The 20,068-nt window shown below is 62.7% G+C and carries 15 protein-coding genes; 13 read left to right on the top strand and 2 right to left on the bottom strand.

Going from position 1 to position 20,068, the window contains the following annotated elements; all coding sequences use genetic code 11:
- The first annotated feature begins 35 nt into the window (after window positions 1–35).
- The 3 genes from ACR0CU_RS08060 to ACR0CU_RS08050 are packed head-to-tail and all read left to right on the top strand — an operon-like array spanning window position 36 to window position 3,893.
- Window positions 36–812 (top strand): hypothetical protein, encoded by a 777-nt coding sequence (locus ACR0CU_RS08060; RefSeq protein WP_217356787.1) that lies wholly within the window; start codon window positions 36–38, stop codon window positions 810–812.
- A 52-nt stretch (window positions 813–864) separates the two neighbouring features.
- The gene (locus tag ACR0CU_RS08055) at window positions 865–2,313 is read left to right on the top strand and encodes a TrkH family potassium uptake protein (protein ID WP_170370728.1); all 1,449 of its coding nucleotides are present in this window, start codon (window positions 865–867) and stop codon (window positions 2,311–2,313) included.
- Window positions 2,313–3,893, top strand: a complete 1,581-nt coding sequence (locus ACR0CU_RS08050; RefSeq protein WP_170446623.1) for a thiamine pyrophosphate-binding protein — start codon at window positions 2,313–2,315, stop codon at window positions 3,891–3,893. Before ACR0CU_RS08055 ends, ACR0CU_RS08050 begins: the two co-directional genes overlap by 1 nt.
- Window positions 3,894–3,946: 53 nt before the next feature.
- Here ACR0CU_RS08050 and ACR0CU_RS08045 read toward each other — a convergent pair whose 3' ends face one another.
- On the bottom strand, window positions 3,947–5,692 hold the full coding sequence (locus ACR0CU_RS08045) for a serine protease (RefSeq protein ID WP_480642793.1): 1,746 nt from the start codon (window positions 5,690–5,692) through the stop codon (window positions 3,947–3,949).
- A 206-nt stretch (window positions 5,693–5,898) separates the two neighbouring features.
- Between ACR0CU_RS08045 and ACR0CU_RS08040 the strand changes: the two genes are divergently transcribed.
- The 10 genes from ACR0CU_RS08040 to glmM all read left to right on the top strand — a co-directional run bounded on the left by ACR0CU_RS08040 (window position 5,899) and on the right by glmM (window position 19,146).
- Complete coding sequence (locus ACR0CU_RS08040; RefSeq protein ID WP_093962505.1) at window positions 5,899–6,828, top strand: glycine--tRNA ligase subunit alpha; 930 nt, start codon at window positions 5,899–5,901, stop codon at window positions 6,826–6,828.
- Window positions 6,829–6,859: 31 nt separating this feature from the next.
- Window positions 6,860–7,384: a DUF6446 family protein gene (locus tag ACR0CU_RS08035; RefSeq protein WP_480642791.1), complete on the top strand. Its 525-nt coding sequence runs from the start codon at window positions 6,860–6,862 to the stop codon at window positions 7,382–7,384.
- 9 nt (window positions 7,385–7,393) lie between these two features.
- The gene (gene gltS, locus ACR0CU_RS08030) at window positions 7,394–8,605 is read left to right on the top strand and encodes a sodium/glutamate symporter (protein ID WP_170402268.1); all 1,212 of its coding nucleotides are present in this window, start codon (window positions 7,394–7,396) and stop codon (window positions 8,603–8,605) included.
- Window positions 8,606–8,614: 9 nt separating this feature from the next.
- The gene (gene glyS / locus ACR0CU_RS08025) at window positions 8,615–10,834 is read left to right on the top strand and encodes a glycine--tRNA ligase subunit beta (RefSeq protein WP_170446619.1); all 2,220 of its coding nucleotides are present in this window, start codon (window positions 8,615–8,617) and stop codon (window positions 10,832–10,834) included.
- 66 nt (window positions 10,835–10,900) lie between these two features.
- The gene (locus ACR0CU_RS08020) at window positions 10,901–13,462 is read left to right on the top strand and encodes a putative PEP-binding protein (protein WP_170446617.1); all 2,562 of its coding nucleotides are present in this window, start codon (window positions 10,901–10,903) and stop codon (window positions 13,460–13,462) included.
- A 186-nt stretch (window positions 13,463–13,648) separates the two neighbouring features.
- Entirely contained in the window at window positions 13,649–14,290 is a 642-nt protein-coding gene (locus ACR0CU_RS08015; RefSeq protein ID WP_170418097.1) for a cell wall hydrolase, read from the top strand.
- Window positions 14,291–14,369: 79 nt separating this feature from the next.
- A complete protein-coding gene (locus tag ACR0CU_RS08010) occupies window positions 14,370–15,746 on the top strand; it encodes a multicopper oxidase family protein (protein ID WP_170446615.1) in 1,377 nt (458 codons plus the stop codon).
- Window positions 15,747–15,848: 102 nt separating this feature from the next.
- Window positions 15,849–16,769 (top strand): dihydroneopterin aldolase, encoded by a 921-nt coding sequence (locus ACR0CU_RS08005; protein ID WP_170370719.1) that lies wholly within the window; start codon window positions 15,849–15,851, stop codon window positions 16,767–16,769.
- A complete protein-coding gene (folP, locus tag ACR0CU_RS08000) occupies window positions 16,766–17,764 on the top strand; it encodes a dihydropteroate synthase (protein ID WP_170446613.1) in 999 nt (332 codons plus the stop codon). Before ACR0CU_RS08005 ends, folP begins: the two co-directional genes overlap by 4 nt.
- Before the next feature lie 35 nt (window positions 17,765–17,799).
- Complete coding sequence (gene glmM / locus ACR0CU_RS07995; protein ID WP_170446611.1) at window positions 17,800–19,146, top strand: phosphoglucosamine mutase; 1,347 nt, start codon at window positions 17,800–17,802, stop codon at window positions 19,144–19,146.
- Here glmM and ACR0CU_RS07990 read toward each other — a convergent pair.
- The gene (locus tag ACR0CU_RS07990; RefSeq protein WP_170358597.1) at window positions 19,140–20,042 is read right to left on the bottom strand and encodes a DMT family transporter; all 903 of its coding nucleotides are present in this window, start codon (window positions 20,040–20,042) and stop codon (window positions 19,140–19,142) included. The genes glmM and ACR0CU_RS07990 overlap by 7 nt on opposite strands.
- Window positions 20,043–20,068 lie beyond the last annotated feature (26 nt).

Below are 20,068 nucleotides of genomic sequence, written 5' to 3'. Positions count from 1 at the left end.
GCATGCGCGCGATTATTTGCATACATTGAAGATGAATGCAGCTGTGGCGCGCCATGTCAGTTGTGGCGCACCACCCCGAAAGGAAGCCGGGACGTGTTACGCCTTGGACTGCAATACACCTTCGTCCGTCCGCGCGATCGGAACGGCAAGGGCTTTTCTACCTCGGAAATCGGGCTGCTTCATTGCTACAGGAGAGACTTGGAATGAATCCCATTGCCCAACAGCTTGAGCTGCAGGCCGCCGCCGTGCGTCTGGCCGGCTATGCCGTGACCAGCCAGATGAAAATGATGCAGGCATTTGCTCAAACCGTGTTCCCCATACCGGTTGCGTCGGTCACCGAACCAACGAAGCCGGCCGTGAAGTCGGCCAAGAAACCGGTGGCGCGAACCACGGCCAAACCCGCCGCGAAGAAGGCGAATCCTGTGGTCCGGGCCAAGGCCAAGACGGTCGCAAAGCCGGCTCCGAAGCCGAAGGCACCCGCAAAAGCCGCACCGAAACCGGTCACGAAGGCCACAGCCAAGCCCAAAACGCCGCCTGCAACGGCTCAAAAACCGCCGCAGCCCGTCGCAACGGCCACTCCTGCACAGCGCGTCACTCCGGTCGCATCGGAGAAACCCGCAACGGCCGTGACGCCCAAGGCCAAGCCCACCGAGGCAAAACCTGCGGCTTCAACCGAAGAAGCCAAGGCCAAAAAGCCCGTAGCGGCTGCAACAACCAAACCCGCCGAGGCACCGAAACCGGCCACGCGCCGCACGCGTGCGCCGTCCAAGCCACCGGCCATGCCGCCCGTGGCTGAAAAAATGGACGACTGATCACAGATCATCTGCTTGACACTTTCGGGCCGGCGCGCCAACGCTGCCCGTCATGATGGATCTTCGCCCGGTCGGATATGTGATTGGCTTGCTGGTCGCCATACTTGGGGCGACCATGCTGTTGCCGATGCTTGCGGACATCATCGAGGGTCGGGGCGAGTGGAACGTTTTCTTTGAAAGCGGTGTCATCACGATCCTGACCGGCGTGGTTCTGGCCATGAGCTGCTCGAACGGTGTGGGCGAGGGGCTGACCATCCGTCAGACCTTTTTGCTGACCACTGGCGTCTGGGTCGCGCTGCCGCTGTTCGGGGCAATCCCCTTCGTGTTCGGTGAGACCGAGCTTCGATTTGTCGATGCCTATTTCGAAGCCATGTCCGGGCTGACCACCACCGGGTCGACCGTAATCTCCGGGTTGGATGATCTGCCGCGTGGCCTGCTTTTGTGGCGCGGTTTGCTGCAATGGCTGGGCGGGATCGGCATCATTGTCGTGGCCATGGTTTTCCTGCCCGAGCTCAAGGTCGGCGGAATGCAGATATTCCGCTCGGAAGGGTTTGAAACCATGGGGAAAATCCTTCCTCGCGCGCAAGAGATCGCGGGCCAGATTTCGCTGATCTATGTATTCCTGACCGTAGCCTGCGCCCTGGTTTATGCCGGCTTGGGAATGAACTTTTTCGACGCGGTCGTTCATGCGTTCACAACCATGTCCACCGGAGGGTTCTCGAACTATGACGCCTCGTTCGGTACGTTCTCGGGGCCCGCGGAATACGCCGCGTCCATATTCATGATCCTGGCTGCGCTGCCGTTCGTGCGGTATGTGCAATTCGTCAACGGCCGGACAGGCTCGATCCTGGAAGACAGCCAGATCAGGGCCTTTCTGGCCACGATCGCCGTTCTGGTGGCGATCATGGCTGTCTTTCTTACATCGGTCTTTCCGCACCACTGGGAACAGGCGGTGCGCGAGTCGTTGTTCAACATCACCTCGATCATTTCCGGCACCGGCTACGCCAGTGTCGATTACATGACCTGGGGCAGTTTTCCGATCATGATGTTCTTCATGATCGGTCTGATCGGCGGTTGCGCCGGTTCGACGGCCTGTTCCATCAAGATCTTCCGCTATCAGTTGCTGATTGCTTCCATCAAGGCTCAGATCAGCCGGATTCGGTCGCCGCACGGAGTGTTCGTGCCCAAATATGATGGCCGCGCCATCAGCCGCGATGTCCTGACATCGGTCATGAGCTTTTTCATGTTCTTCGCGCTGTCGCTGGGGGCGTTGTCCTGGGCGCTGGCGCTGACTGGTCTGGATTTCATCACAGCGGTATCCGGTGCAGCGACGGCGCTTGCAAATGTCGGCCCCGGTTTGGGTGATCAGATCGGCCCCGCAGGGAATTTTGCCGGGCTGAACGACACGGCCAAGTGGTTGTTGACCTTCGGAATGCTGACCGGCCGGCTGGAGCTGATGGCCGTGTATGTCCTGTTCACCATTCGGTTCTGGAGAGGCTGATGAAAAGACCATTGGGCGCCCAAATCTCGCACATGCTCAAGGATCGGGGGGTCGAAGTCATTTTCGGCATTCCTGGTGTGCACAATCAGGAAATGTACCGTGGAATCGAAGAAGCGGGCATTACTCATGTGCTGGCGCGGCATGAGCAGGGCGCGGGCTTCATGGCTGACGGTTATGCACGGGCGACGGGCAAGCCCGGCGTGGCCTACGTGATCACCGGTCCTGGCCTGTGCAACGTCATGACGCCGATGGGGCAGGGCTATACCGACTCGGTTCCGATGCTGGTTCTGTCCTCCTGTCTGAGCGAAACGCAGGCACAGCGCGGCCAGTTGCACCAGATGAAAGACCAGCGCGCGGCCGCTGAATGCGTGACCGACTGGTCCTGCCAGGCAAACGACGCGCAATCAGCCTATGGCCTGATCGAACGCGCCTTTGAGGAGTTCGCGCTGAAACGTCCGCGCCCCAAGCATATCCAGGTCCCGATCGCGCAGTTGGAGGCCGAGGCCGACCCCGCTCCTTTTCCGAACCAGGACGCGGTGCGGGTCAAGGCTCTGGCGCCGGACATCTCGCCGGTTCTGTCACTGCTGAACATCGCGCGGCGGCCGCTGTTCATACTGGGTGGTGGGTCACGGTCGAACCTGTGGCGCCAGATTCTGTCCCAGCTCGGTGCGGCCTGTTTCACCACTTATGCGGGGCGTGGGTTGGTCGGCACCGGCTATACCCTGGATTTCGGCGCGACCTTGCCGCGACCCGGCAGTGCCGAGGTGATTGGGTCGGCCGATCTGGTCATCGCGGTCGGTGCCGAATTGGGTGAGGTCGACCTTTGGCGCGACCGGTTGGGCCACAAGGCGACCTTGGTGCGGGTTGACCTCGACCCCGAGGTGCTGACCGACCGGCACCGGGCGGCGGTCAAGCTGCAGGCCGACGGCGAAAGTTTTGCCCATTCACTGTGGTCCGCGACCCAAGACTGCAAACCGGCCACCGGCTGGTCGCCGGAAGAGGTGGCCGAAGCCCGAGCGCGCTGGCGCGCCGAGGTCGACGCGGAAAGACCGGGTATCGTGCCGGTTGCCGACGCCTTGCGTGCAGCGATGCCCGCCGACACCATGATCTATTCCGACATGACCCAGTTCGCCTATGTCGCGAAAGAGGTCTGGGACATGGCGCGCCCATACCACTGGCACCACCCGACCGGGTTCGGCACCCTGGGCTATGCACTGCCGGCCGGGATCGGCGGCGCGGTTGCGCGGCGCGGAAAGCCAACTGCCGTGATCGCGGGTGACTACGGGTTCCACTATACGATGCAGGAACTGGGTGCGGCGGTCGAGCTGGGGTTGTCGCTGCCCATCATCCTTTGGGACAACGGCAAGCTGAAAGAGATCGAGGACAGCATGGTCGGCAGCCAGATTGCTCCGAACGCGGTTGTCGCGCGCAACCCTGATTTCTGCAAGCTGGCCGAGGCTTTCGGTGCGCGGTCGGCCGCTCCAAACTCGCTACCTGAAATGCAGGCTGCCGTTCGCGCAGCCTTTGACGCGCCCGTGCCGACCCTTGTGCACGTCACGCCCGATATCTTGAAGGGCTAAAAAAGGCGCCGCAATGTCCTGCGGCGCCCTCAAATTCTATTCGTGACTTTCGGTCAACCCCAGCAATTCACCAGCACGGTCATGCCAGTCGCGCGGCGGTTCAACTCGTCAGGCGAAACTTGCCCGGTCTCCTGCGCGGTCTGAGCCGTTGCCCCGGCCTTTGACAGGATCTCGTGAAGGCGATCGGCCGCGGCAGCCAGGCTGACATCGCGGGGCAGGGTTCGCCCCTCGGTCTGCGCAGGCAGCAGCATTCCGACCACGTTGCCGTGATCATCGAATACCGGGCCGCCAGCGTCTCCTGGTTGTGCGGTCAGGCTCAGGCGGGTCACGCCGGCCTCTCCGTTCAGCCCGCGGATATCGGCGATCTTGCCGTAGGTCAGCGTCGGAGCCCCCAAAGCGCCCTCATATGAGTACCCCGCGACGGCCACTTCGGATTGCAGGCGAGGCTGGGCTTCATTCAAGGCCGCAACGGCCATCGGTGCCAGCGTCTTGTTGGGGCGCAGGACCGCCACGCCCAGTTCGGGATCGCTCCACGCGGTTTGCAGTTCCTGACCGTCCTCAAGGGTGACGCGGGTGCAGTTCTGCACCGCCTCGGCCACGGTCAGGACCAGACCGTCGGGATCGGCAAAAAAGCCCGACCGCGACAACCGTGGTTTTCTGAGTTGGAGACCGGACATCAAGTCGATGCTTTGCTCGGCATTGGCACCAGCCGCAGCATCAAGAACACCATCGGTGGTTTCAAAGCTGGCGATCATTGCCGCCAGAACCCGGGCGCGGCGTGCGTCATCGCCTTCGGGCCAGACAAGGGTGAAGCCTTTGATCTTGCCGTCGCTCAGATTGGCCTGTGTATAGGATACGATCCCGTTGCCACGGCCTTCGATGGTAAACCTGTCGCCACGCAGCTCACGCGGGCCGTTCAGCGGCACGATCTCGAGCGATTGCATCGCCTCGAACAGCGCGCGCAAAGTGGTTTTGCTGCCCTCCTGGCTGATCAAAACGACCCGTGCGTCCAGATCACCGCTGGAATTGAAATGCGCGAACGGCGCCTCGTATCGGTCGAAGGCAACTACCCCAAGCGGCAGGTCGACGGAAATCCCAGCGCGATCATCGACGTGACGGGCCATGCCGACGCTGATCAGCGGGGCATTGTAGTCATCCATCAAAGCCTTGCGCTGTGCCGTCGTCAGGACACCGGTCGGTTCAAAGCCGTTGAACCGCTGCCATTCCGCCATTGACCGGCGTGTACCTTGGCCGAATGCCCCGTCGATGGTCGAACTGTAGAACCCGGCAGCCTGCAATGCGGTTTGCAGGTCTTTTCGTTCCTGTCCGCTCAGCAGCCGCTCGGACTGCAGGGCCTGTGATCTCGTCTCGTCCGAAGGTTGCGGCGTCAGACCGGCCTGTGGCTGCTCTGGCTGCGGCTCGGGCTGAACGGGCGCTGTGATTGCCCCGCGGTTCAGGACGTTGGCGCCGATTGGCCAGAACTGCTGCCCCAGGGCGCCTGAGAATGTGATGAAACTGTCTGAGGGGATCTGCCGTTCGGCCCGGTAGACGCGCAGCACCTGCTCGGCGTCGGCCCGCAGATAGGGGCCGATCACTATGGCGTACCAGCCGCTGTTCAGGCGGAACCCGTTCACGTCGGGCAGGGCATTGGCATAGACTTGCGCCCGGTCCTGTGCCTCGCGCAGCGATGGCTGCGCTTCGACCTGAACCCAGACGCCTGCGTCAGCCCCCTGTTGAGCATACGCAGCGCGCATGCCGACTGTAATCAGTAAAAGAATTGCAACGAATATGCGTGTCATTTTCTGCCCGTTTTATGCGGTGTTTTGGCTTTGCCTCAACTTACGCGATTCAGGGGTGAAAACGCTATGCCCACGATACGGGGAATTTCTGGTGTGGCGGCACAGTGACAGCAGGCGGGCATTGGCCCGTTGACGCCCCTTGGCCCCTTGCATAGGAAGGGCAAAACCGACCGGAACCGGGCAAATCCGCGCCCAAAGGGAATGTCATGACCGAACCGTCCAGCGCACCACGTTCATTTCAGGAAATCATCCTGCGGCTTCAGAACTACTGGGCCTCGAAGGGCTGTGCCATCCTGCAGCCATACGACATGGAGGTCGGTGCCGGTACGTTCCACCCTGCAACCACCCTGCGGGCTCTGGGGTCCAAACCCTGGGCTGCGGCCTACGTTCAGCCGTCGCGCCGTCCGACCGATGGCCGTTATGGTGAAAACCCCAACCGCTTGCAGCATTACTATCAGTACCAGGTGCTGATCAAACCCAGCCCGCCGGACCTGCAGGAGCTGTATCTGGGCAGCCTTCAGGCCATTGGCATCGACATGGACCTGCACGACATCCGTTTCGTCGAGGATGACTGGGAAAGCCCGACCCTGGGCGCATGGGGCCTGGGATGGGAGGTCTGGTGCGACGGCATGGAAGTCAGCCAGTTTACCTATTTCCAGCAGGTCGGCGGCCATGACTGCGCGCCGGTCTCGGGCGAGCTGACATATGGTCTGGAACGTCTGGCGATGTATGTTCTGGGCATCGACCACGTAATGGACATGCCCTTCAACGACCCGCAGTCACCCAGCCCGCTGACATATGGCGACATCTTCAAGCAAACCGAAGAGGAATACGCCCGTTGGAACTTTGATGTGGCCAACACAGAAGTTCTGCTGCGCCACTTCGAAGAGGCCGAGGAAGAATGCGCCGCGATCCTGAGCCAGGAAAACGTTGACCCCAAAACGGGCAAGCGGATCATCATGGCGCATCCTGCTTATGACCAGTGCATCAAGGCCAGCCATATCTTCAACCTCCTGGACGCACGCGGCGTGATTTCGGTGACCGAGCGGCAGGCCTATATCGGGCGGGTGCGCGCGCTGGCCAAGCAATGCGCCGATGCCTTCGTGCAGACCGAGGCGGCAGGCTTTGAGGCCTGATGGCCCGTCGCACCCCACAGGAGGATCGCGCATGACCGGGAAAATGCTGGCAACTCTGTTGGTCGCTTGCGCCGTCATTGCTGGCGTCAGCATGTATTACCTGCAGGTCTACGGCTACTACTACGAGGTCGAACCCTCGCCCGGTCAGGATGTTGTTCTGACCGAAACCGCGACCGGCCAACCGGTGCCAATTGCCTACAGCGCTTTTCAGGCGATCGACGCCGACAGCTCTCCGATCCGGTATCGGGCGTGTTTCCAGACAGATCTGAAGCCGGAACAGCTGGCCGTCCGCTACATGAGCGCCGAAAAGGCCGAGCCGCTGACGGCCCCAGGTTGGTTCGACTGCTATGATGCGGCTACTCTGGCCGAGGCGTTGGCGAACGGATCCGCCCGCGCTTTCATAGGGGTCAAGAACATCCACTATGGCGTTGATCGGATCGTGGCGGTAACGCAGGACGGTTCGGGCTTTGCCTGGCATGCCCTGAACAACTGCGGCGAAAAGGCCTATGACGGAACGGTTGTCGGCGAAGAGTGCCCGCCCCGACCGGAAAACTGAGTGGTCGGGATGGGGTTCATCGTTGAAATCCCCGGATTTCTGACGGCAACGCTGGGCTTTGCCGTCTATCTGATGGGCGCCGAGATCAACGCCCGCACAGAGGTTCTGCGCCGATTCAACATTCCCGAACCCGTAACCGGAGGTCTGTTGGCCTCGCTGGTGGTTCTGACGCTTTATCTGTTGTTCGGGATGGAACTGGAGTTCGACCTGACTGCGCGGGATTTCCTGCTGGTGCTGTTCTTTGCCGGGATCGGCCTGAACGCCCGGCTGTCCGATCTGATCGCTGGCGGAAAGCCTCTGGTGCTGCTGCTGATCCTGACGTTGCTGACGATCGTGGCGCAGAACCTGATCGGCGCGGCGGGGGCGGCGGCCTTCGGCTATCCGGCGCAGTCCGGCGTTCTGTTCGGCTCGGCCGCACTGATCGGCGGCCACGGCACCGCCATCGCCTGGGCGCCCGAGGTCGCGCAGGTCACCGGGCTTGAGGGCGCGACCGAGCTGGGGGTGGCCGTGGCGACCCTGGGCCTGGTCCTGGCCGCTCTGGTCGGTGGCCCCATCGCGCGTCTGTTGATCGAAGGACGCGACCTGTCGCCAAACCGCCCGGACGAGGAACATACAATCGGCGTGCCCGACGAGCCGTCAGACGCGGCCGCGAAGATCGACCACCTGACGGTGATGCGGGTGCTGCTGTACCTGAACATGGCCATTATCGCAGGCTATGCTCTGTCCGAGGTGATCCTGGCCGCGGGTTTGAAACTGCCGCTGTTCGTGCCCTGCCTGATCATGGGTATCGTGATCGGCAACCTGCGCCCGCTGCTGGCCCCGCGCGCCGCGCCGGTGTCGCGCACGCCGTCGCTGGCGCTGATCTCGGAATTCGCGCTGGGCGCCTTTCTGGCCATGTCGCTGATGAGCCTGCAGCTGTGGACCATCGCCGATCTGGGCCTGTCGATCGTGGTGATCATGACGGCGCAGACATTGTTTGCGGTGGCTTTCGTGATCTGGGTTCTGTTCCCGGTCATGGGCGCCAACTACCGCGCGGCCGTGCTGGCGGCGGGGTTCGGCGGCTTCGCGCTGGGCGCGACACCGACCGCAATTGCCAATATGACCGCCGTAACCAAGCGATACGGGCCTTCGCCTATTGCCTTTATCGTGCTCCCCCTTGTATCCGCATTCTTCGTGGATATCGCCAATGCCATCGTCATCCAGACGATCGTCAATTTCTAAGGATCGAAAATGCCCGACCTGCTGATCGAACTGTTTTCCGAGGAAATCCCCGCGCGCATGCAGACCCGCGCCGGCGAGGATCTGAAAAAACGGATCACCGACGGTCTGGTCGAGGCCGGTCTGACCTATGCCCATGCGCACGCCCTGACCACGCCGCGCCGCCTGACGCTGGCGGTCGAGGGGCTGCTGGCGGAAAGCCCCACCATCCGCGAGGAGCGCAAGGGACCCAAGGTTGGCGCGCCCGAAAAAGCCATCGAGGGCTTCCTGCGTGGCGCGGGGATCAGGCGCGACCAGCTCGAGGAACGGGACACGCCCAAAGGTGCGGTCTATTTCGCCACCATCGAGAAACCGGGCCGCCCGGCGGCCGGGATCGTGGCCGAGGTTTTGGCCGACACGATCCGCAACTTCCCCTGGCCGAAATCCATGCGCTGGGGCAGCGGGGCCCTGCGCTGGGTGCGGCCGCTGCATTCGATCCTGTGCATCCTCAGCGATGAAGCCGGCGCGCAGGTCGTGCCGATGGAGATCGACGGGATCACCGCCGGTGACACCACCGAGGGCCATCGCTTCATGGCGCCGGGCCGGTTTGCCGTGACCGGGTTCGAGGATTACGCCGCCAAGCTGAAGCGCGCCTTCGTCGTGCTGTCGCCCGAGGAACGGGCCGAGCACATCTGGAACGACGCGCAGAACCTGGCCTTTGCCGCCGGGCTGGAGGTGGTCGAGGACAAGAGCCTGCTGGCCGAGGTGGCCGGGCTGGTCGAATGGCCGGTTGTGCTGATGGGGCAGATCGACGATGAATTCCTGGACCTGCCGCCCGAGGTGCTGCAGACCTCGATGAAAGAGCACCAGAAATTCTTCTCGGTCCGCAATCCCAAGACGGGGCGGATCGAACGGTTCATCACTGTGGCCAACCGCGAGACCAGCGACAATGGCGCGACCATCCTGGCCGGATACCAGAAGGTGCTGTCGGCGCGTCTGGCCGATGCGAAATTCTTCTGGGAGAACGACCTGCGCGTCGCCAAATCGGACATTACGCAATGGACCCGCGCACTTGAAAACGTGACCTTCCACAACAAGCTGGGCACCCAGGCGCAGCGGATCGACCGCATTGCCGCGCTGGCCCGCGAACTGGCCACGGTCACGGGCGCCGACCCGGACCAGGCCGAGAAGGCCGCGCGGCTGGCCAAGGCCGATCTGAGTTCGGAGATGGTCTATGAATTCCCCGAACTTCAGGGGCTTATGGGGCGGTATTACATTGAGGCGGCTGGAGAAGACGCCGCCGTGGCCGCCGTGGCGCAGGAGCACTACTCGCCGCTGGGCCCGTCGGATGACGTGCCAACCGCGCCGCTCTCGGTGACCGTGGCGCTTGCCGACAAGCTGGACACGCTGACCGGGTTCTGGGCGATTGATGAAAAGCCCACCGGCTCAAAAGACCCGTTTGCTTTGCGTCGCGCTGCTTTGGGTATCTCTCGATTAGTTCTCGAAAACGATCTGCGGCTGTCGTTGGATCGCTTCTTTGACAGCCAACTTATTCGAGCAGAAAGCGCAATCAATGAGGCGTTGCCGGAAGCTAACGTTCTTGATCTGTTGGAAGAAATTGCAGAGCGAGGTGTCTTTGGTGCTGCATTCCAAGCGGTCAAGGACAAAATCGGAGGATTGCCTGCCACGGCCTTTCTTGAACTTGAAAAAAAGGTCCCAGACGCATCTGACGATCTCATCTCCTTTTTCCACGACCGCCTCAAAGTCTTCCTCCGCGACGAGGGCATTCGCCACGACGTGATCGACGCCTGCATCGCGATGGACGGCAATGACGACCTCAACCTGCTGGTCAAACGCGCCCGCGCGTTGAATGCGGTGATCGCGACCGAAGATGGCGAAAACCTGGTGCAGGGCTTCAAGCGCGCCAACAACATCCTGACCCAGGCCGAGGAGAAGGACGGGGTCGAATACTCGTTCGGTGCCGATCTGAAATTCGCCGAGACCGACAGCGAAAAGGCCCTGTTCGCCGCGCTGGATCAGGCACAGGCCAAGATTGCACCGGCACTCAAGGCCGAGGATTTCCCGGCGGCGATGGCGGCCATGGCCGCGCTGCGCGGGCCGATCGACGCGTTCTTCGAGGACGTCCAGGTCAATTCCGACAATGCCGTGCTGCGCCGCAACCGCCTGAATCTGCTGAGCCAGATCCGCCAGATCTGCTCCAGCGTCGCGGACCTGACCAAGATCGAAGGCTGACCCAAAGGGCGCGCTCTGGCGCGCCCACAAGGCCCTTGCGCGGAAGGCTGGGGCGCTTATGCTGCGGTGAAACCAAAAGGTGCCGCAGTGCAGAATAATCCGCATACCACGCTCATCACTCCTGACGCTCCTGTCGCCGCCGACACCCATGGCGGCCGGGCGAAATGTCTGCAGCGCCTTGTGCGGTTGGACCTTCCCGTACCGCGTACGGTGGCCCTGTCCTTCGATCAGGTGCGGCGGATCGCTGACGGCGATATCCCGGCAATCGAAGCCATACTTGAACAGTTCGACGCATCGGCGTTGCTGTGCGTTCGCCCCAGTTCCGAGGACCCTGACTGGGGTGGCCCCGGCGCGGTTCTAAACATCGGGATGAACGATGCCCGTTTCGTGGAATTGTCCGACAAGATGGGTCCCGAGGCCGCTGCCGCACTGTATCTGCGGTTCGTCCAAAGTTATGCGATCCACGTTGCGCGACTGGACGCGGACGTTTTCGACGACATCGAAGCCGATGGCCGCGAGGGCCTGCGCCAGACCCTGCGCGCGTATGAGGACGAAACTGACGAAGCGTTCCCCCAGGATCGCGGCGAGCAGTTGCTGGCGGTCCTGCGCTCGATGGCGCGGGCGTGGGATGGTACGTCCGCCCGCCTGTTGCGGCAGGCCAAGGGCGCTCCGGCGGATGCCGGGCTGGGCCTTGTCATCCAGGAGATGATCCCCGGTGTCGGCCAGGGCGAATGCGGATCGGGTGTGCTGCAGCTGGTGGATACCTCGACCGGCATGCCGCAGATCACAGGCCGCTACCTGAGCCAAAGCCAGGGGCGCGATGCGCTGGGCGAGGGGGTTGCGGCCCTCTACCTTGAAAAGGACCCGCGCGGGCAAGCGCTCGAGGATGTTGCGCCTCAGGCCTTTGCCGACCTCAAGACCCATGCGGCGTTGATGCGGCGCAAATTGCGCGAAGAGATGCAGGTCGAATTCGTGATCGAAAACGGCAAGGTGCATATTCTGGACGGGGTCCGCGTTCAACGCAGCGCCCGCGCCGCCATGCGGATCGCCGTTCGATTGGCGGAGGATGGCATCATCACCCCGCAGGAAGCCGTCATGCGGATCGATCCGCATTCGCTGAATGAGTTGCTGCACCGTCAGGTGCATCCCGAGGCCAAGCGTGACGTGCTGACCACGGGTATCGGGGCCAGTCCCGGGGCGGCCACCGGCCGGATCGTGTTCACTTCGGCCGAGGCACAGGCCAGCGCGGCGCGCGGCGAGCCCTGCATTCTGGTGCGCCGTGAAACCTCGCCCGAGGATGTGCGCGGCATGCACGCCGCGGTCGCCGTACTGACCGAAAAGGGTGGCATGACCAGCCATGCGGCCGTGATCGGGCGTGGGCTGGGGCTGCCCTGTATCGTCGGCGCGTCCGAGATGCGGTTCCAGACCAAGAAAAAGCAGCTTACCGTTCCGGACGGCCGCGTTTTCACCACAGGCGACATTCTGACGATTGACGGAAGCTCGGGCCAGGTGTTGGCGGGCGAGCCGGCGATGCTCGAAGCTGCACTGGATGACTGTTTTCAGACCTTGATGAGCTGGGCCGACGCCGAGCGAGACATATCAATTCGTGCCAATGCCGACACTCCTGCCGACGCGCAGGCTGCGCGAAACTTCCAGGCGCAGGGGATTGGGTTGTGCCGAACCGAGCATATGTTTTTCGACCCCGGTCGTCTGATCGTGATGCGCGAGATGATTTTCGCTCAGACTTCATCGGGACGCGCGGCGGTTTTGGAGCGGTTGCTTCCGATGCAACGCGATGATTTTGTGCAACTTTTCCGGATCATGGAAGGGCAGCCCGTCTGCATCCGACTGTTCGATCCGCCTCTGCACGAGTTTCTGCCGACCACGCGCAGCGGGCAGCGCGAACTGGCCGAAGCGCTGGATCTTCCGGTTTCGGATGTGGAGCGTCGGGTGGACGAAATGAGCGAGTACAACCCCATGCTGGGGTTGCGGGGCGTACGCCTTGGAATAACGGTGCCCGAGATCTATGACATGCAAGCCCGCGCGATCTTCGAGGCGACGCTCGAAGCCAGCAAAAACGGCGCGCCGGTGGTGCCCGAGGTCATGATCCCGCTGGTTTCGGCCAAGCGCGAGGTCGAACTGATCAAGGCGCGGGTGGACACGGTTGCCGCAGCCGTTGCGGCCGAGCGTGGTCAGGAGTTTGAATACCGGTTGGGTGTGATGGTCGAAACCCCCCGGGCCTGTCTGCGTGCCGAGGAAATCGCTCCTCATGCCTCGTTCCTGAGCTTCGGCACCAACGACCTGACACAGATGACTTATGGCCTGTCGCGCGACGACGCGGGACGCTTCATGTCGGCCTATGTCCGGCAGGGAGTGTTCACCGAGGATCCGTTCCATGTTCTGGACGCCGATGGGGTGGGCGAACTGCTCAAGCTGGGCTCGGAGCGGGGGCGTACAGCTCGGCCCGATGTCACGCTTTCGGTCTGTGGTGAACATGGCGGCAACCCCGAATCAATCGCCCTTTGTCGGGATTTGGGGTTCGATTATGTGTCCTGTTCACCCTTCCGAGTCCCGGTCGCTCGGCTGGCTGCCGCTCAGTTGGCGATTTCGTCAAAACTTGGGGGTTGACAGGCCGTCAAAGCCCTAGGAATAGTGGTTTCGGGATGGACCTGTGGCTGATTAATTTTGGTCCCGCGGGCAAGATTTTTCTTGCTTTTTCCTCAGAACTGGACCTTTCGCGCCTTCTGCGTTAAGACCCCGTCGCGCCCGCCGGGGGAGGGTATGGCGCGTGAAGTGCCTGTGCGAGGTTATCTGATGCTACGATATATACTGGCTGTTGCCATTGCGGCGGCAACCGTGATGCCGAGTGCGTCCGTTGCCGAGAGGGAAGCCACCGAGACTGCCAAGCGCGAACTGGTGTCGCGCAACCAGGTGCCGGGACAAAGCTTTCGCGACTATCTGAAGCTGTTCCAGCCCAGGAAAGAGGTCCAACCGGTCGAGATTTCCTACACCAAGGCCTGGCTGGACCAACAGCCCAAAGCCAGCGGTGGCGAAGATCTGAAATGCTTGGCCGAGGCCCTGTATTTCGAAGCGCGCGGAGAGAGCGTGCGCGGCCAATTCGCGGTTGCCGAGGTGATTTTGAACCGGGTGGAAAGCACCCGTTTCCCGAACACCGTCTGCGGCGTGATCCGTCAGGGAACAGGCAAGAAATATCAGTGCCAGTTCACCTATACCTGTGACGGCCGCAAGGAAGTCATTCACGAGAAGAAAGCCTATGAGCGCGTGGCCAAAGTTGCCAAGGCGGCGATCGAGGGGGTCAGCGACCCGCTGACGTCGGGGGCCACGCATTACCACACCAAGGCGGTGCGCCCGTCGTGGTCGCGCGTTTACAAGGAAACAGCGCGCATCGGTGTGCATATCTTCTACCGCCACAACTACCGCACTGCGAGCAACTAGCGCGCATTGACGCACCCGCGCTGGAACGTTGATGGCGCGGGTGAAACCAAGGGCTATATTGCGGTCAAGGAGATCCGCAATGAATCTGAGCCGCCGAAGCCTTTTGAAATCTGCCGCCGCGCTTGCGGTGTTTCCAACGCTGGCGCGCTCCGCGCCGCTGACCCTGACTGCGCGCGAGGGCGCTCAGTTGATTGCCCCTCCGGGGTATCCGGAAACCGATATCTGGGGCTTTGATGGGTCGGTGCCAGGCAGCCCAATCCATCTGCAGCAAGGCGAGCGGGTTCAGCGCCGCTTGGTGAACGAATTACCGCAAGCCACCTCGGTTCATTGGCATGGTATCCGCATCGACAACGCTATGGATGGCGTGCCGGGTCTTACTCAGGAAGCGGTTCCAAGCGGCGCGACCTTCGACTATGATTTCATCGTGCCGGACGCCGGAACCTATTGGTATCATGCGCATAACAAGTCAGTCGAACAGGTGGCCCGTGGCCTGTATGGCCCTTTGATCGTGCACGAGTCCGAAGCGCCGGATGTGGGGCAGGATCTGGTGCTGATGCTCGATGACTGGCGACTTGATCCGGAAACGGCCCAGATTACCCAAGACTTCGACAACGGTCATGACCTCAGCCATGCTGGTCGGCTGGGAAACCTCACTACCGTCAATGGAGCATTCGACCCATCCTTTCCTGTTCAGCAAAACCAACGCCTGCGTCTGAGGTTGGTCAACGCCGCGAATGCGCGTGTCTTCACCGTGGGCCTCGACGGAATGTCCGGATGGATCGTCGCGCTGGATGGAATGCCTTTGGCCGAGCCGATCCCGATTGAGGACACGTTCCCGCTGGCCCCGGCGCAACGTGCGGATTTGTTGGTAGATGTGCTGGCTGCGGATGCGGAAACGGCCAGCCTGTTCAGTCAGGAACGTGACGGCGCCTTTGGTTTGGCCCGATTTTCTGTGGCAGGGCAGGCGGCTTCCACTCCCCGGTCGGGAGTTCGGCCATTGCCGCCGAACCCGCTTCCGGAATTGACGGATATCAACAACGTACCGCGGCACGAGATGAGGCTGCAGGGCGGTGCCATGCGCTGGCTTGAAAGCGCGCGGATTGGCGAGACCGAGCTCTCGGGCCGGGAGCTGGCTCAGCTGGGCCGGTTCTGGGCGTTGAACGGTTATGCCGAACGCCCCGAGGACCCGTTTCTGAATGCGTCCTTGGGAAGCGTTCACCGGATCGCCTTCGTGAACGCAACGGTATTCCCGCACGCGATGCACCTGCATGGTCACCACTTTCGGCTGATCTTGCCGGACGGAAGTCTTGGGCCATGGCGCGATACGGTTCTGGTCGAACGTGGCGAGACTCGCGAGATCGCGCTGGTCACCGATAACCCGGGCAACTGGCTGCTGCATTGCCATATGCTTGGACACGCCGCATCGGGTATGATGAGTTGGTACCGCGTCACCTGACGCCGCATTCGGCGGCTGGAATGGCGTTTGCTTGAATGCTATAGCCGCGCGGAACCACTAAATTGGGCAAACCTGTCCAAGCTGCCCGAAAAGGCCCGTGCCATGAGTACTGAAATCCGCCTTGCCTTTGCGCACCCGTCCGAACGGTCCGAGGCGACTGCGCCACGCGGGCCGCTGGATCGTATCTCGTTGCGCGACCACATTGTCGAGGTCGAGATCGGCGCCTTTCAGGCCGAACGGGGCACCACCCAGCGCATCTGTTTCAACATTGTGGTCGAAGTGCGTCCGCTGACCGAAAACATCGACGATGATGTCGATCGCATCCTGTCCTATGACCGGGTGACCGAGGCCATCGCCTATGAACTCGCGGCCGAGCGTCTGAACTTGCTCGAAACGCTGGCGGATCGAATAGCCGAGCGGATCCTGCTTGAACCTCAGGCGGTAAGAGCTTTTGTACGCATTGAAAAACTGGATCGCGGTCCGGGTGCTTTGGGCGTCGAAATCGTTCGTGGCAAGGATGCCGTCCATCACGATGTCATCGAAGAAGAGCGCCCACATCCCCGGCTGGTCTTTCTGTCGAACGCAGCGATTGAGTCCGAAAATTTGTCGGGCTGGATCGACCAGTTGGAAAACCGACAGCGACCGCTGATTCTGTGCGTAGGCGCCTCCGATCTGCCGGTGCCGCAGACCGGCCATGCCATGACCCAGCGCCGGATCGACCTGTTGGCGATCGAGCAGAACGCTTGGGTGCTGGCCGCGCGTGATCATCGCTGTGTCGTCGTCTCTACCCGGACCGAACTGGACTGGGCCATGAAGAACGGCCAGATCTGTGTCTGGGCACCGTCCAAGATCGTGCTGGACGCGGTCGATGGACCTTCGGCGGCACCGTCCGACGCGGTGGCCTTGGCGGCCTGGTTTGCCGCCACCTTTGAGGCCAGCGAAATGCTGGTCATTGGCGGGGAACTGCCCGAGTCGCCCAAAACGCCGCTCCGGGCGGTTCCGGTGGAGCAGGCGCAACTGTGACCAGTTACTATCGCCCATTGGTGCAACACGGGCCTGTGCGCCCGGACGGGGCCTTGCCGCTGGCGGGGCAGGACCTGTGGTTCACCCATGCCGAATGTCTGCAGCGTGACGCGGCACCCCGGATCGTTGCGGCTGCCGATATCCCTGAAACGTGGCTCGACCGGCTGACGCAACCGCGCGCCGCGATTGCCGGGCTGGAGATGACGCAGCCGCAGATCATGGGCATCCTGAACGCCACGCCCGACAGTTTTTCCGACGGTGGCAAGCACAACACCCCCGACGCCGCGTGTGCAGCAGCCCGGGAAATGGTCGCGCACGGTGCGACCATTCTGGACATCGGCGGTGAATCCACGCGCCCCGGTGCGGATTTTGTGCCCGAGGACGAAGAGATCGCCCGCACCCAGCCCTTGATCCGCGCGATCCGGGCTGAGACACCGGCGCTGATCTCGATCGACACGCGCAAATCCGCCGTGGCCAGGGCCGCAGTCGAGGCCGGGGCAGGGCTGATCAACGATGTTTCAGGCTTTACCTTCGATCCCGCGCTTGGGGCTTTCTGCGCTGAAATCAATGCGCCGGTCTGCGTGATGCACATACAGGGCGACCCGGCCACGATGCAGGACAACCCGACCTATGACGACGTTCTGCTGGACGTCTACGATTTCCTGTCCGGGCAGGTGGCCCGACTGGAAGGCCTCGGGCTGGATCGGGGCCGGATCATCGTTGATCCAGGTATCGGGTTCGGCAAGACCGAGGAGCACAACCTGACCCTGTTGCGCAATCTCAGCCTGTTTCACGGGTTGGGCTGCCCGATCCTGCTGGGCGTGTCACGCAAAGGCTTCATCGGCCGGATCGGCGCGGAACCGCGCAAGGATGCCCGCGCGCCGGGATCAATCGCCGTTGCGTTGGCAGGATTGTCGCAAGGTGTGCAGATCATCCGGGTGCATGACGTGGCCGAGACCGCTCAGGCCTTGCGCCTGTGGGCCGCTGTCCGGTAATCGGGTCGCAGGCAGGACTTTGTGGAGTAGCAGGTATGCGCAAGCTGTTCGGAACCGACGGGGTGCGGGGCACCGCCAACACCTATCCGATGACGGCCGAGATGGCGTTGCGGATCGGCGCGGCGGTGGGGCGGTACTTCCGCCGGGATGGCTCGGGCGTTCACCGGGTGGTGATCGGCAAGGATACGCGCCTGTCGGGCTATATGCTGGAAAACGCGCTGACGGCGGGTCTGACGTCGACCGGCATGAACGTGCTGCTGCTGGGGCCGGTGCCGACACCGGCAGTCGGGCTGATGACCCGGTCGATGCGGGCCGATCTGGGTGTAATGATCTCGGCCAGCCACAACCCGGCCGAGGACAACGGGATCAAGTTCTTCGGCCCCGATGGGTTCAAACTGTCCGATCAGGCCGAACTTGAAATCGAACAGCTGATCGAAGAGGGGGTCAAACCAGCGCAGGCGCAGAATATCGGGCGCGCCCGGCGCGTCGATGACGCGCGGTTCCGCTATGGCGAGCGGGTCAAGTCATCTCTGCCGCGCGAGCTGCGTCTGGATGGCCTCAAGGTGGTGATCGACTGCGCCAACGGCGCCGCGCACCGCACCGCGCCCGAGGTCCTGTGGGAGCTGGGGGCCGAGGTGATCCCGGTGGGAACGGCACCCAACGGCAAGAACATCAACCTGGGTTGCGGCTCGACCCAGCCGCGCGTGGCGGCCGAGGCCGTCGTGGCGCATGGGGCGGATGTGGGCATCTGCCTCGACGGTGATGCCGACCGGGTCGTGATCGTGGATGAAACCGGACAGGTCGCCGATGGCGATCAACTCATGGCTCTTCTGGCTACCGCCTGGGCCTCGTCCGAACGGCTGAAAGGCGGCGCGCTTGTTGCGACCGTCATGTCGAACCTGGGGCTCGAGCGGTTTCTGGGCGCGCGCGGGCTGCGGCTGGAACGGACGGCGGTCGGTGACCGCTATGTGGTCGAGCGTATGCGGGAAGGCGGGTTCAACCTTGGCGGTGAGCAATCCGGCCATATCGTCATGAGCGACTATGCCACCACGGGTGATGGCCTGATGGCGGGGCTGCATTTCCTGGCCGAGATGGTGAATTCGGGGCGCAAAGCCTCGGATCTGGCGCAGCAGTTCGAGACGGTGCCGCAACTGTTGAAGAACGTGCGCTATGGTGAGGGGCAGGCCCCGCTGGAAGCGGACACGGTAAAGGCCGCGATTGCCGATGCCGAGGCGCGGCTGAACGGGCAGGGGCGGTTGCTGATCCGCAAGTCGGGCACCGAGCCCTTGATCCGCGTGATGGCGGAATGCGAGGACGACGTCCTTCTGGCACAGGTCGTCGATGGGATCGTGGCCGAGGTCGAAGCCGCCGCGCGTCAGTAGCCCAACAGCATCCTGCGCAAACTGAACCATTGGCTAATCGCCATTCCGGTCAGGATCAGCGCCAGCGCGATGTAGAACCGCAGCGGCAGCGCCTCGGACAGGATCCATGCGCCGAAGATCATCGACCAGACCGGCACCTGATAGTTCACCAGCGTCATGAAGACCGACCCGGCGCTGCGAATGATCGACACCCGCAGCAACGTCGCAAAGGCCGTTGGCACAAGCCCCAGCACGATTAAGGCAAGCGTGGGGCGCAGACCCCGCGGGGTGGGCACGCCTTCGGTCGCCATCATGATCGGCAGCAGGATCACCGCGCCCACCACCAATGTCAGTGCGGCCAGAACCACCGGGTCGATCGGCGGGCAGCGCCGGGTCAGGATCGACGCCACCGAATAGCAGAACGCCGCCCCGATGCAGGCCAGTTGGGCCAGCGGCTCGGCCCCGCTGCCCAGTTGCGCCAGTCCCGGGCCGATAAGCACCAGCGCTCCGGTGAAACCCAGGGATACCCCGACGAAACGACGTGCGTTCAGGGGTTCGTCCGAGAAGAAATGCGCCAGCGGAAGAACCATCAGCGGAATTGCGGCCATGGACAGTCCGGCAAAGGCCGAGGGTACATATTGCTGCCCCCAGCTGAGCAGCACGAAAGGCAGCGCGGTGGACAGGATGCCGATCAGGATCACCGACCACGCCAGACTTGGTGTCAGGCTGGGGATACGCCGCCCGGTCAGCCCCATCAAGGCCAACAGCATCACCGCGCCCAGCGTCGTCCGCGCAGTGGCCACCGTGATCGGGCCATAGTCTTCCAACGCCATCGCGACGACCATGAAGGTGCCGCCCCAGATCAGGCCCAGGGCAATGACGCCGCTCCAGTCGCGTATGTCGGGTTGAGGCACCATCGCTGCCTGTTCATCCGTTTTGCATG

The sequence above is a fragment of the Ruegeria sp. BC2 genome, assembly GCF_056539245.1.
Note: the sequence above shows the minus strand (reverse complement) of the source record. Positions and strands in the feature narration are given on the sequence as shown.